Genomic DNA, 13390 nt, shown 5'->3' with positions numbered 1-13390 from the left:
CAGCCATGATGTGAAAACGGCGCCCCGAGGGCGCCGTTTTTTTATGCCGTCACTCTTTCCAGAGGCGCAGTTTGTCGTCATCGGCAGACGGCGGCGGAGGCACACTGCCTTTCGGTAACGATAACGCATACCAGTCCACTCGCCGGGTCAAAAACATCAGGCTGCTTAGCGCCAGCACCAGCACCCCGGTACCCAACAGCAGCGCGCTGTCCTCGGAATGCAGCAGAAACCACATCACCCCGTCCAGCAGCAGCAGCGCCGCGACAAACAGCAGGCTGTTACGCCATCCCCTGAGCACCGCCTGGAGGTAGATCCCGTTCATCACCGCGCCGGACAGGCTGGCGGCCAGCCAGGCGGCGGTAAAGCCAATGTGCTCCGAAAGCGCCAGCAGCACCAGGTAAAACAGCACCAGCGATAGGCCCACCAGCAAATATTGCATCGGATGCAGGGGGCGATGGGTCAGGCTTTCGAAAGCGAAAAAGGCCATAAACGTCAACCCAATTAACAGGATGGCATATTTTGTCGCCCGGTCGGTTAGCTGATACTGGTCGGCAAGCGACATGACATCGGCACTGAACGCAGGCAGGCGCGACCACGGGATCTCCATATCATCCTTGAAATAGTTGCCCATATCGTTGGCGAACCAGCTGCTTTGCCAGTGGGCGCGATAGCCGGCAGCATTCACTTCGCGTTTCGTTGGCAGGAAGCTGCCGAGAAAGCCGGGATGCGGCCAGTTACTGGTCAGCTGCAGCTCGCTGTTGCGCCCGAGCGGCGCCAGTGAAAATGCGCCCGTCCCGTTCAGATCGAGCGAAAAAGCGATCTCAAGCGGCTTGTTGTCCTCCGCCAGCGCAGGCATCGGCATATGGATGCCCGCCCCATCGCCGCTGATCCCCAGCCCAGGCTCCACGCTTAATACGCTGCCGTTAACTTCCGGGGCATGGATGGCGCCAATGCCGCGGGCATCGCCGACGCTCACCACCAGCCGCGGCTGGCCCAGGGAGATATTCGTTTTTCGCAATGACGCCAGACGCAGCGGATCGAAGGTGGCCTTGATCTGCAGGGCGTTATGCCAGACCTGTCCGCTGTAGATGCCCACCCTCCTCGACTCCACGGTCTGTTTGCCGCTGACCGCCAGCGACTCCGGCAGCCAGTAGTACTCCCAGCTCCGCTGATATTCGACCTCTTTTTGGTTCTCCCTGCGGGTCAGCGTCTCGGTTACCGGAATAGCGATCAGCGGCCCGGCGAGTTTTTGCGGGCCGCTGGTGCTCTGTTCAATGGCATCCACAACCTCGCTGCGATAATCAGCCCGCTCATTGATGAGCTCCCTGACTATCATCAAAGGCAGAGATAACAGCACAATACAGCCTATTAACGTGGTGATTTTCCAGAATAACGGTGATTTCAACATAGCTTTCTCCCTATCGTGATGGCCTCACAATAGGGCGGTTGTGTGGGGGGAATTTGAAGCTATGTGAAGGGACGGTGAAGTCTCAACGTGGCAACCACGCCGCCTTCGGGCCGATTGTGTAGACGGATATCGCCGTGATGCAGGCGCGCGACTTCACGAACGAAGGCCAGCCCAAGGCCGCTGCTCTTATGGCCGTCTTCACGCGGCAGCGAGTAGAACCGATCAAAGATCCGCGTCAGGGCATACTCCGGAATACCGCATCCGTTATCCGTTACGCTCAATCGCACCTCTGCATTTCGTTTCTCTACTGCCAGGGCGATCTCGCCCCCTTGGGGGGTAAAATCAATCGCGTTGTCGAGCAGATTGCCCAGCGCCTGGGACAGCAGTTCGCCATCGCCATTGACCAGCATCCCACTTTCCTGCCAGCGCAGGGTGATGGCTTTCGCCGCCAGGGCGATGTCGCGCTCTTCCGCCAGGCGTTGGTATAGCGCATCTATCGACACCGGCTGCGGCTTTATCTCCAGCCGGCTTTCCAGTCGCGCCTGCTGGAGCAACCGCTCCACCAACAGCTGCATGCGAGTATTTTGCGCGAGGATATTCTCAGTAAACCGCGCCGCCACCGCAGGCGGCGGCTCTTCGCGCAGGATCTCCGCCGCACCGCGGATGGCCGCCAGCGGACTTTTCAGCTCGTGAGTCAGGTCATAGACATAATTTTCGATGGCGTTTTTGCCTTCGAGCTTCACCCGCATGCTCTCCAGCGCCTGGGCCAGCTTACGCAGTTCGCTGCTGCCGACCTCCGGCAGCGGCAGCGGGCGGTCAGCGGTCACCGAGTCCGCATAGCGCACCAGCTTGCCGATAGAGAAATTGATCCACCAGACGACGCCGCAGCCAATCAACAGGGCAATGCCCAGCAGGGCGCCGCCGGCCCAGAGGATCCGCCGCTCGCTGCGCTGAATGACCGGCGTCATCGCCAGGTTGGGTTTACCGACGCTCAGCACGCCGATAATCCGCCCCTTATCCATCACCGGCGCGGCGATATACATCACCGAGCTGGCTTCATCATGCGGATCGCTGCGCGTACTGCGCGCGCCGTACTGGCCGCGCAGGGTGAGCCAGACGTCGTTCCAGCGTGAATAGTCCTGCCCTGTCGCCTCTCCGCTCGAGTCAAACACCACCTTGCCCCGGGCATCGGTCAGATAGACGCGGTACTCATTCCGCACCTTTTTAATTCCGCCAATATTGGCGTTGAGCCGTTGCTGGTTGAGCTGGTGAAAGGCCTGCGCCAGCCTGCCCTGCTGCGGGTTTGCCGCCAGCAGGTCCTCACGCGCCAGCGCCGCCAGCAGGGTGGCGGTATCGTTGAGGGTCCCCTCCGTCGCCCGGCGCACGCCCGGCTTCACTTCCTGGACAAAGATCGACAGTACAAACCACGCGGCGATCGCGACGATAAGAAAATAGCCCAGCAGCAGGCGCATGCCGATGCGCATCAGCCGCGCCCCAGGCTGTAGCCCATCCCGCGATGGGTATTGATTGGCGCCACCTCAGGATTGACGGCCCGCAGTTTAGCGCGCAGGGTTTTGATGTGGGTGTCGACGGTGCGGTCGAGGCTTTCCCAGGCATCGCTCCACACCAGCTCCATCAGCTGCTGGCGGGAGAAGACGCGACCGGGCGCGTGAAGCAGCGTTTTCAACAGCAGAAATTCATAGCGCGTCAGGTTCAGCGGCTGGCCGAACCAGCTTATCGACGCCGCCTGCTCGTCAAGCACAAACTCGCCGACGCGAACTACCGACGAAGGCGCGGCGAATTTTTGCAGCCGCCGCAGCACGCTGCGCACCCGCGCGCAGACTTCGCGCGGCGAAAACGGCTTGGCGATGTAATCGTCAGCGCCGATTTCCAGCCCCAGCAGCTTATCGACCTCGTCGCTCCGCGCCGTCAGAAACAGCACCGGCAGCGCCGGAAAGCGCGTCAGCAGGCGCCGACAGAGCTCGAAGCCGCTGATATCCGGCAAGCCGACGTCGAGGATGGCCACATCGGGCACCTGATGCGCCGCCGCCTCCAGCGCGGGCAACCCGCGATCAAAGACGGTGACCTGGAAGCCCTCCTGCTGGAGCATATAAACCAGGGTATCGGCGATACTCTGTTCATCCTCAACTAACCAAATCCGTGGCTGCTGCATGCGCGCTCCCGTTTATTTATTCCAGGGCATAATCGGCACGGCGCTGATGGCGTTCTTCGGCGAACCATCAACCACTTTATCCGAATAGGTCAGGTAGACCAGCGCATTGCGTTTCGCATCATAGAAGCGAACGACCTGTAGCTTTTTAAACACCAGCGAGGTGCGCTTCTGGAACACCACGTCGCCCTGGCTTTTGCCATTTTTGATTTTGTCCGTCAGCTCAATCGGCCCGACCTGCTGGCAGGAGATGGCCGCGTCGGAGGTATCTTCCGCCAGACCCAGCCCGCCTTTGATCCCGCCGGTCTTCGCCCGGCTGATATAGCAGGTCACGTTCTGCACATCCGGATCGTCAAAGGCTTCGACGACAATTTTGTGATCCGGCCCTAACCATTTGAAGACCGTATCCACGGAACCAATCTGCTCCGCCTGAGCGACCTGGCAGCCGGCCAGCAGCAGCAGGCCCATCGCAAACTTCTTGTATTTCATATTGTTACCATTCTTAAAAAATATAGCTGAGTGATTATCACGCACTTTGCGGAAAAGGTTTATAGATCACAGCTTTACAAAATTCTCGTTCAGATCCACGGACCTACCGCATTTAAAAGCAAAAAAAACACTGAATGCTAAAACATCAAAAAATGCTATTATCCGCTACTTTAATATCAGGCACCTGTGTTTAAGGATGGGGACATTTTATGGATCAAGCAGGGATTATTCGCGATCTCCTTAGCTGGCTGGAAGGTCACCTGGATCAGCCGCTTTCTCTGGACAATGTGGCGGCGAAGGCGGGTTATTCCAAGTGGCATTTGCAGCGAATGTTTAAGGATGTCACCGGCCATGCCATCGGTGCCTATATTCGCGCGCGCCGGTTGTCGAAATCAGCTGTCGCATTACGCCTTACCGCCCGTCCAATCCTTGATATTGCGCTGCAGTACCGTTTCGACTCCCAGCAGACCTTCACCCGGGCGTTTAAGAAGCAGTTCTCGCTGACGCCGGCGCTCTACCGCCGCTCGCCGGACTGGAGCTCGTTCGGTATGCGTCCGCCGCTGCGTCTTGGCGAGTTTACCCTGCCGAAACATGAATTTGTCGCCCTGCCCACGACTCAACTGCTGGGGGTAACCCAGAGCTATACCTGTAAGCTGGAGGAAATCTCCGACTTCCGCAACCAGATGCGGGTCCAGTTCTGGCGCGATTTCCTCGGCAACTCGCCGTCGATCCCCCCGGTGCTCTATGGGCTGCATGAACCGCGTCCGAGCCTGGAGAAAGACGATGAACAGGAAGTGTTCTATACCACCGCGCTGACGCCGGAGATGGCTAACGGCCACCTGCAGAACGCCCATCCGGTGACGCTGGAGGGCGGCGAGTATGTCATGTTTACGTATGAAGGGCTGGGTACCGGCCTGCAGGAATTCATCCTGACGGTCTACGGCACCTGCATGCCGATGCTGAACCTGACGCGTCGCAAGGGGCTGGATATTGAACGCTTCTATCCTGAAGATGAAAGCCGGGATCAGGACACGCCGATTCAGTTGCGCTGCGAATATCTGATCCCGATCCGCCGTTAACGCTGCAGCTCGTCCATCGCGGGGGCGTCAAGATGCGAGACGTCGCCCGCCGTTTCCACCACCCAGCCGGAAGCCAGCCACGGGCTCTGCTGATAATCGACGCGCGAGATAGAGCAGTTGCGCAGACGCAGCCGACGCTCTGCGTACGCCGGCAGCCCTAAAATCGTGCTCACCAGGCAGCCCAGCGCGATACCATGACTCACCAGCAGCGGTCGACTACCGGCCGGTAATTCCAGACAGGCTGCCAGCGCCGCATGCATGCGTTCGCTAAGCTCCTGCATCGATTCGCCCTGAGGAATACGACCATCCGGCGTGCCGTTGACCAGCTGGCGGCGCCAGCCCTCTTCTTCTTCGCTGAGCGAGTCGATATGGCGCTTCTCCAGCACCCCCATATCCAGCTCGCGCAGGCGCGCATCGGCGATCACGCTGCAGCCGCAGGCTTCGGCGATAATCTCTGCTGTGCGGCGGGTTCGTCCCAGATCGCTGGTAATGATATGGGTGATCCCCAGCGTTCTGGCGCGCTCGCCAACCTGCCAGGCCTGGCGCTCACCGTGTGCGGTCAGCGGACTGTCGGACTGACCCTGAATACGTCGCTCGGCGTTCCACTGCGTTTCACCGTGGCGAACAAGGTATACCTGTAACATGCTTTTTTTCCGTTCTGAACTCGTTATCGACCGCTTTCGGGCATTACCGCCTGCCCTGGGGGTGATTTAGAGTATACTGCGATGACGTTAGTTTATTCTGAGTTGTTTTGATTATGCACCATGTTGTCTCAGCGACCACTAATCCCGCCAAAATTCAGGCAATTCTGCAGGCTTTTGACGAGATTTTCGGCGAAGGATCCTGCCACATTGAGTCCGTATCCGTCGAGAGCGGCGTGCCGGAACAGCCCTTCGGCAGCGAGGAAACGCGCGCTGGCGCACGAAATCGCGTCGCCAATGCGCGCCTCGCCCAGCCCCATGCCGATTTCTGGGTCGCCATCGAAGCCGGAATTGACGATGGCAGTACCTTTAGCTGGGTGGTCATCGAAAGCGCCAGCCAGCGCGGAGAAGCGCGCTCAGCCACGCTGCCGTTGCCTGACGTTATTCTTGAGCAGGTTCGCGCTGGCGAAGCCCTCGGGCCGGTCATGTCGCAGTATACCGGCATCGATCAGATCGGTCGTAAAGAGGGGGCGATTGGGGTTTTCACCGGCGGCAAATTAACCCGCAGCAGCGTTTACCATCAGGCGGTCGTGCTGGCGTTAAGTCCGTTCCACAACGCTATTTATCGCTAGCCAGCAGCGTCTGCTCCAGCCACTGGCGCAGCTCAACCGGCGCCGACTTCAGGCTGTTCGACCCGCGGGTAATGGTCGCAATGCCGGCGCCGAGCTCATTTTTCAGCTCGCGCTGGCTCATCTCGCCGCGCAGCAGCTCTTCGATAATGCGCACCCGGGTTCCCAGCGCTTCGCGCTCATCAGGGGTTAGCATTAGCTGCAGCAGCGGCAGATGTAGATCCTGCGCATAGGCCTGCTGTAGCAGCGCCACAAAGCGCAGCCACTCCTGATGACGTTGTTCGGCAACGGCCGCGGAATAGGGAGATTGTTGGGTCATATCGCGCCACCATATTGAGACGGGCAGCTTACGCTGCCCGTCGAATGTACTCTTCAACGAGTACAAAGCATAACATACTTCCCGGCGATCAGTAACGCTGCCGCCACTCCGCATCGCTGAAGAGCTTATCCTGCTGTCCCATAAAGTAGCGGTAGTAGGCGTCATAGGAGAGGACATTCTTCACGTAGCCGCGGGTTTCCGAGAACGGAATACTCTCGACAAACGCCACGGCGTCGATCCGTCCGGCGCTGTTCCCCTGCCAGGTGCGTACCCGACCCGGCCCGGCGTTATAGGCCGCCGAGGCGTAGATGCGGTTATTGCCGAACTGCTGGTAAACGTACTGCAGATAGCTGGTGCCGATGTTGATGTTGGTTTCCGGATCCAATAGCTGCGACGGGCCGCTGTAGCCGGGAATGCGGAACATGCTGACGGTATGCGTCGCGGTGCCCGGCATAATCTGCATCAGCCCGCTGGCGCCGACCGGCGAGCGCACTTTCGGGTTCCAGGCGCTCTCCTGGCGGGCAATGGCCATCGCGTAGCTCTGCGGAATATCTTTACCGCTGATATAGCGGGCAAACAGATCGTTATAGGCCAGCGGGAAGCGCTCCTCCAGCTGATCCCACAGCTTGCCGGCGATCGTCGCCTGGACGCTCAGATCCCACCAGTGCTGATCGAAGGCATAGCGCGCCAGCTGCGCCTGCTGAGATTTCGTGCGGCTGGTGACCAGATTCGCCCATTCGGTGCGCGCGGTGTTATCCATATTCCAGTACATCAGCTCGCGTACCCGGGCCATCTCCGGACCGGAAGCCAGCGCCGGATCGAGCGTGCCAGTCGCTTTATCGATGCGGAAGGTATACTCCTCGCCGAGACGCTGTGCGGCGACCATCGGGTAGAAACCGCGCTGCTGCATCAACGACCGGAGGATCGCCTGCGCCTCCTCGTCCCTGCCGCGCTCCAGCAACAGATCCGCCTGCCAGTAGCGCCATTCGTCTTTCTCTTTCGCCTCCATCGGCAGGCGCGCCAGCCAGGTATTCAGGCCATGGCGATCGCCCGTCCCCAGCGCCATCCGCACCCGCCGCTCCACCAGCGGCGTGGACTGCGATCGCATAATCGCATCGTCGCGCCAGATGGCCTGCTCTTCGGTCACATCATTCCCCATCAGGCGCCAGGCGACAATATCGCGTAGCTCCTGGGTCTGATCCTCATTGAGCTGCTGGGCCTGCACCAGCGAAGGGATCATCAAACGGGCATTTTCCACATCCTGACGGGCGACGCTGGCGAAGGCGACGGCGGCCATCTGGCGGGTAAAGTCCGTCGCCCCGGTGGTGCGGGCAAAGGTCAGGACGCTGTTAGGATCGTTAGCCAGGGCAACCACGGCGCTGGCGATGCTCTGGTAGTTGGCGGGCATCTGCTGGGCCAGCGATTTCACCAGCCCGATATTGCCGGCCTTCATCGCCAGGCGGATCCGTTCGAGATAAGCCAGCGGATCCTGCTGGCCGGAGTCGCGCCAGGCGCTGAACAGCGGTTCACAGGCGCCGGGCTGGTTCTTGCCCGTCAGCCAGAGGTCTTTCGCTCCGCTCCAGGCCTCCTGCGACTGCCCCACGCTCAGTTTGGCGTAGTAGTAGTTGCACTGCGCCTCGGTGCTGGTCGGCTTATCGGGACTAAACGCCAGCAAGCCGCGCCAGTCGCTGCGCCGGGCCAGTTCATTCACGAAGCGCGAACGTAATGAACGCGCGGGGGGCAGCGTCGGGTTGGCGTCAATAAAGTTTTTCACCACCAGCGCTGGCTGGTTCATCAGATCGTCGGTAATCTGCCGGTACTGCAAATAGGGATACAGGGGATAGGTGCTTAACGTGGGCATCAGCTGGTCAACCACATCCATCTGCCGGTTATCCCACGCCTGCTTAATTTGTGCGTAGCGGCTGCGCTGTTCATCCAGTGAATCCGCATGCGCCAGCTGACTCAACGCCAACAGACCAACGCTGGCAGCCAAAAGATGCCACGCCATTTTTTTGGCTTTTTCCACAAGCTCTTCCTCTTTCAGGTGCATTTTCGCAGCATCGTGCCGCTTAAAAGCCCCTGCCGGTTCGGCAGGCGGCTTTACTTATGCTAATCAGACAACGCTAAACGCGCCATGTCCTGAACATTTTTTTACGCTTCTGTGAATCCTGTCGCCTCGCTGGGATTAGCGCGCGAAAAAGGCTACACTTCGGCTTTGAACTATCTATCAAAATAGAAAGAGGCGAAGTCCAACGTGGCTCAATTCGTTTATACCATGCATCGTGTCGGCAAAGTGGTTCCGCCGAAACGTCATATTTTGAAAAATATCTCCCTCAGCTTTTTCCCTGGCGCAAAAATCGGTGTGCTCGGTCTGAACGGCGCCGGTAAATCTACCCTGCTGCGCATCATGGCCGGTATCGACACCGAGATCGAAGGTGAAGCGCGTCCGCAGCCTGGCATTAAAATCGGCTACCTGCCGCAGGAGCCGCAGCTCAACCCGGAGCACACCGTGCGCGAGTCCGTTGAAGAAGCGGTCGCCGAAGTGGTTAACGCGCTGAAGGGCCTGGACGAAGTCTATGCCAAATACGCCGAGCCGGATGCAGACTTCGATAAGCTTGCCGCACAGCAAGGCAAGTTCGAAGAGATTATCCAGGCGCACGACGGCCACAATCTGAACGTGCAGCTGGAGCGCGCGGCCGACGCCCTGCGCCTGCCGGACTGGGATGCGAAAATCGCCAATCTTTCCGGTGGTGAACGCCGCCGCGTCGCGCTGTGCCGCCTGCTGCTGGAAAAACCAGACATGCTGCTGCTCGACGAACCGACCAACCACCTGGACGCCGAGTCCGTCGCCTGGCTGGAACGCTTCCTGCACGACTTCGAAGGCACCGTGGTGGCAATTACCCACGACCGTTACTTCCTCGATAACGTCGCCGGTTGGATCCTCGAACTTGACCGCGGCGAAGGTATTCCGTGGGAAGGCAACTACTCCTCCTGGCTGGAGCAGAAAGATCAGCGTCTGGCGCAGGAAGCCTCTCAGGAAGCCGCGCGTCGCAAATCCATCGAGAAAGAGCTCGAGTGGGTTCGCCAGGGCGCGAAAGGCCGTCAGTCCAAGGGCAAAGCCCGTCTGGCGCGCTTTGAAGAGCTCAACAACGTTGAATACCAGAAACGTAACGAGACCAACGAACTGTTCATTCCGCCAGGCGCGCGTCTGGGCGATAAAGTTCTGGAAGTCAGCAACTTGCGTAAATCCTACGGCGACCGCGTGCTGATCGACGATCTGAGCTTCTCGGTACCGAAGGGCGCTATCGTCGGCATCATCGGCCCGAACGGCGCGGGTAAATCAACGCTGTTCCGCATGATGTCCGGCCAGGAACAGCCAGATTCCGGCACCATCACCCTGGGCGAAACCGTTAAGCTGGCCTCCGTCGATCAGTTCCGCGACGCGATGGACAACAGCAAGACCGTGTGGGAAGAGGTCTCCGGCGGCCTGGATATCATGAAGATCGGCAACACCGAGATGCCGAGCCGCGCCTACGTGGGCCGCTTTAACTTCAAAGGCGTAGACCAGGGCAAACGCGTTGGCGAACTGTCCGGCGGTGAACGCGGTCGTCTTCACCTGGCGAAGCTGCTGCAGGTTGGCGGTAACGTACTGCTGCTCGATGAACCGACCAACGACCTGGATATCGAAACCCTGCGCGCGCTGGAAAACGCCCTGCTGGAGTTCCCGGGCTGCGCGATGGTTATCTCGCACGACCGTTGGTTCCTTGACCGTATCGCCACCCACATTCTGGATTACCAGGATGAAGGTAAGGTGGAGTTCTTTGAAGGTAACTTTACCGAGTACGAAGAGTACAAGAAACGCACCCTCGGCGCCGACGCGCTGGAGCCGAAGCGAATCAAGTACAAACGTATCTCAAAATAAAATGCAAAAAGGCAACGCAAGTTGCCTTTTTTAATGTTTGCTCCCTCTCCCACCGGGAGAGGGCCGGGGTGAGGGCATCAGCCCGCAGAGGATCTACCCCTGCTCCCCCATCAGCTGCTTCACCAGCTCGACGCAGCGCAGGAAGCGCGTATCGTAGTCCGACTCCTTAACATGGACGAACTCGATCTCATTCTCTTTCAGCAGCGACACCAGCAGCGACTGAAACTCTTTACGATCCACCGAACTCCCAAGGCTGCGTAACCCATCGGCCACCCACGGGGTATTGTTCTCCAGCAGGATCACCAGATCGAAGCGGTATTCATCAATCAGCGCCTGCACGAACGGGTGCTCTCGCCCCTCGTACTTCAGGCAGAACGCCTGAGTGCTGACGAAGTCGGTATCGATAAACGCCACCTTGTTGGCATATTTCACTGCGAAATCAATATACTGGGCATGCCCGAGGGCTATTTTATCGTAATCCGAATACTGGAGTGCCATCTCATCGCCGCCGAGATGCGAAAAGACATAATCCCGGCCATATTCCCAGGCGCTGGTGGTATTGAAGATATTGGCGAGCTTATTAACCAGCGTTGATTTCCCGCTCGACTCGCCGCCGAGGATCGCCACAGTCCGCACAAAGAACGGTTTCACTTCCGTCGGAATATATTCCCAGTAACGGAACGGGTTCTCGCGGATCTGGCCGCCGCTAATATTCATAAAGGTCCGCTTAGGATCGATAAGCACCGTCTCGATCCCCAGATGCTCAAGGTACTGCGGCGCATCGGCCTCTTCCGAGGTATAGATCCGGTTCGGCTCGATCCCTTTTTCGCTCATAAAAGCGCGGATCCCATGACTCCACACATCCCAGCCGTGCGGATAGGGTTCCATCCCCTCTTCATTGAAGGCGTGGATGCGAATATTCTTCTGATATTTAAAAGTTTGTAGCAGCCAGCGCAGGCGGTCAGGCACCGTCGGCTGCTGCGACATGGCGCTCTCTTCAAACAGCTCGCGGTCGCGAGTGTCGTCATAGCCCATGATGATATGCAGCTCATCGACCTGGCTACAGGCGCGTTGAATCAAATAGATGTGCCCGGTATGCAGCGGGTAAAATTTACCAAACACCACGCCGACGCTTTTCTGTCGGCGGGGAAACTCCAGCCCGAGGAAACGATGCAGCGCTTCTAGCTTCTGCGCGCTCGGGCTTTTGATTTTGGCATTCAACAGTTGGCTGAGATACCCTTTGGTCATCCCGCTGGCTTCCGCCACCTGCTGCAGGGTACAGCCTTTCTGCTTTATGGCGCTTTTTAAATAGTCAAATGACGACATCGCTAATCTCCTTTTAACTTATTATAAGTCGTCAAAAACGCTTAGCGCGTCTGAAAGCTTTTTCACACCAAAGATTTGCATGCCTTCCGGCACTTTTTTCGGCACATTGGCCGCCGGGACGATGGCGCGGCGGAAGCCATGCTTCGCCGCTTCGGAGATACGCTCCTGTCCGCTCGGCACCGGGCGAATTTCGCCAGCCAACCCCACTTCGCCAAAGACCACCAGGTCCTGCGGCAGCGGGCGATCGCGCAAGCTGGAGACCATCGCCAGCAGCAGCGCCAGATCGGCGCTGGTTTCCGTGACCTTCACCCCACCGACCACGTTGACGAAAACGTCCTGATCGGCCATCTGCAGGCCGCCGTGGCGATGCAGCACCGCCAGCAGGATCGCCAGACGGTTCTGTTCCAGCCCCACCGCCACGCGGCGCGGGTTGGACATCATCGAGTGATCCACCAGCGCCTGGATCTCCACCAGCAGCGGGCGGGTCCCTTCCCAGACCACCATCACCGAGCTGCCGGAGGTGATTTCATCTCCCCGGCTGAGGAAGATAGCGGATGGGTTGCTCACTTCGCGCAGCCCCTGCTCGGTCATGGCGAAGACGCCCAGCTCGTTCACCGCGCCAAAGCGGTTTTTGTGGCTGCGCAGAGTGCGGAAGCGGGAGTCGGCATCGCCGTCCAGCAGCACCGAGCAGTCAATACAGTGCTCCAGCACCTTCGGGCCGGCCAGCGAACCGTCTTTGGTGACGTGGCCGACCATGACGATCGCCACGCCGCGTGTTTTGGCAAAGCGCGTCAGGTAGGCCGCCGTTTCACGTACCTGGGCGACGCTGCCCGGCGACGACTGAACGTCGGCCATATGCATCACCTGGATAGAGTCGATCACCATCAGCTGCGGTTTTTCTTCCTCGGCAATCTGACAGATCTGCTCAATGCTGGTTTCCGACAGCATGTTCAGGTTCGCCGTCGGCAGCCCAAGGCGATGGGCGCGCATCGCCACCTGCTGAAGGGACTCCTCCCCGGTGACGTACAGGGTTTTCATCCCTTCCGCCAGCTTGCACAACGTCTGCAGCAGCAGCGTCGATTTCCCCGCGCCGGGGTTACCGCCAATCAGGATCGCGCTGCCCGGCACCACGCCGCCGCCGAGTACGCGGTCGAACTCTTTAAAACCGGTGGAGAAACGCGGCAGCGCTTCCAGGCTGATGTCTGACAGCTTCTGCACCTTCGAGACGCCGGCGTGACCGGCGTAGCCTGACAAACGCTCGTTTCTCGCCACCTGCGGCGACGCGGCGATGCGCATCTCGGTGATGGTATTCCAGGCATGGCAGGCGCTGCACTGCCCCTGCCAGCGCGGGTAATCCGCACCACATTCATTACAGACAAATGCGCGTTTTGGAGCTTTCGCCACGTT

General features: G+C 59.2%; 12 protein-coding genes. 3 read left to right on the top strand and 9 right to left on the bottom strand.

The window, feature by feature from the left end:
- Positions 1-49: 49 nt before the first annotated feature.
- From creD to creA, 4 genes are read right to left on the bottom strand one after another with little or no spacing between them, the layout of a single operon-like run.
- A complete protein-coding gene (gene creD / locus ACOI7D_RS15525; protein ID WP_162543096.1) occupies positions 50-1408 on the bottom strand; it encodes a cell envelope integrity protein CreD in 1359 nt (452 codons plus the stop codon).
- Between the two features lie 59 nt (positions 1409-1467).
- Entirely contained in the window at positions 1468-2892 is a 1425-nt protein-coding gene (gene creC / locus ACOI7D_RS15520) for a two-component system sensor histidine kinase CreC (protein WP_044525307.1), read from the bottom strand.
- Positions 2892-3581, bottom strand: a complete 690-nt coding sequence (gene creB / locus ACOI7D_RS15515; protein ID WP_060591469.1) for a two-component system response regulator CreB — start codon at positions 3579-3581, stop codon at positions 2892-2894. Before creB ends, creC begins: the two co-directional genes overlap by 1 nt.
- Positions 3582-3593: 12 nt before the next feature.
- Complete coding sequence (gene creA / locus ACOI7D_RS15510) at positions 3594-4067, bottom strand: protein CreA (protein ID WP_009309170.1); 474 nt, start codon at positions 4065-4067, stop codon at positions 3594-3596.
- 209 nt (positions 4068-4276) lie between these two features.
- Between creA and robA the strand changes: the two genes are divergently transcribed.
- On the top strand, positions 4277-5146 hold the full coding sequence (gene robA, locus ACOI7D_RS15505; protein ID WP_023291903.1) for an MDR efflux pump AcrAB transcriptional activator RobA: 870 nt from the start codon (positions 4277-4279) through the stop codon (positions 5144-5146).
- Here the strand turns inward: robA and gpmB are convergent.
- Positions 5143-5790, bottom strand: coding sequence for a 2,3-diphosphoglycerate-dependent phosphoglycerate mutase GpmB (gene gpmB / locus ACOI7D_RS15500; RefSeq protein WP_004204216.1), 648 nt, complete (start codon positions 5788-5790; stop codon positions 5143-5145). The two genes, robA and gpmB, sit on opposite strands and share 4 nt — an antisense overlap.
- A gap of 113 nt (positions 5791-5903) precedes the next feature.
- Between gpmB and yjjX the strand changes: the two genes are divergently transcribed.
- A complete protein-coding gene (yjjX, locus tag ACOI7D_RS15495; protein ID WP_032452387.1) occupies positions 5904-6419 on the top strand; it encodes an inosine/xanthosine triphosphatase in 516 nt (171 codons plus the stop codon).
- On the opposite strand, the gene trpR is transcribed toward yjjX, so the two are convergent.
- The gene (trpR, locus tag ACOI7D_RS15490; RefSeq protein WP_004204213.1) at positions 6406-6735 is read right to left on the bottom strand and encodes a trp operon repressor; all 330 of its coding nucleotides are present in this window, start codon (positions 6733-6735) and stop codon (positions 6406-6408) included. The two genes, yjjX and trpR, sit on opposite strands and share 14 nt — an antisense overlap.
- An 88-nt stretch (positions 6736-6823) precedes the next feature.
- Positions 6824-8761 carry a murein transglycosylase gene (sltY, locus tag ACOI7D_RS15485; RefSeq protein ID WP_044525328.1) on the bottom strand — a complete coding sequence of 646 codons (1938 nt, stop codon included), beginning with the start codon at positions 8759-8761 and terminating at the stop codon, positions 6824-6826.
- 228 nt (positions 8762-8989) lie between these two features.
- Here sltY and ettA point away from each other — a divergent pair, with 228 nt between their 5' ends.
- Positions 8990-10657: an energy-dependent translational throttle protein EttA gene (gene ettA / locus ACOI7D_RS15480; RefSeq protein WP_023291900.1), complete on the top strand. Its 1668-nt coding sequence runs from the start codon at positions 8990-8992 to the stop codon at positions 10655-10657.
- A gap of 93 nt (positions 10658-10750) precedes the next feature.
- Here the strand turns inward: ettA and nadR are convergent, their stop codons facing one another.
- Together nadR and radA are read right to left on the bottom strand one after the other, a co-directional pair.
- Complete coding sequence (gene nadR / locus ACOI7D_RS15475; protein WP_004886547.1) at positions 10751-11983, bottom strand: multifunctional transcriptional regulator/nicotinamide-nucleotide adenylyltransferase/ribosylnicotinamide kinase NadR; 1233 nt, start codon at positions 11981-11983, stop codon at positions 10751-10753.
- A 21-nt stretch (positions 11984-12004) separates the two neighbouring features.
- Complete coding sequence (gene radA, locus ACOI7D_RS15470) at positions 12005-13387, bottom strand: DNA repair protein RadA (protein WP_023291899.1); 1383 nt, start codon at positions 13385-13387, stop codon at positions 12005-12007.
- Positions 13388-13390: the final 3 nt, after the last annotated feature.

The sequence above is a fragment of the Klebsiella sp. C360 genome (genome assembly GCF_048822415.1).
Lineage (GTDB): Bacteria > Pseudomonadota > Gammaproteobacteria > Enterobacterales > Enterobacteriaceae > Klebsiella > Klebsiella quasipneumoniae.
The sequence above is the reverse complement of the archived record's forward strand: the minus strand, read 5'-3'. Positions and strand labels throughout refer to the sequence as shown.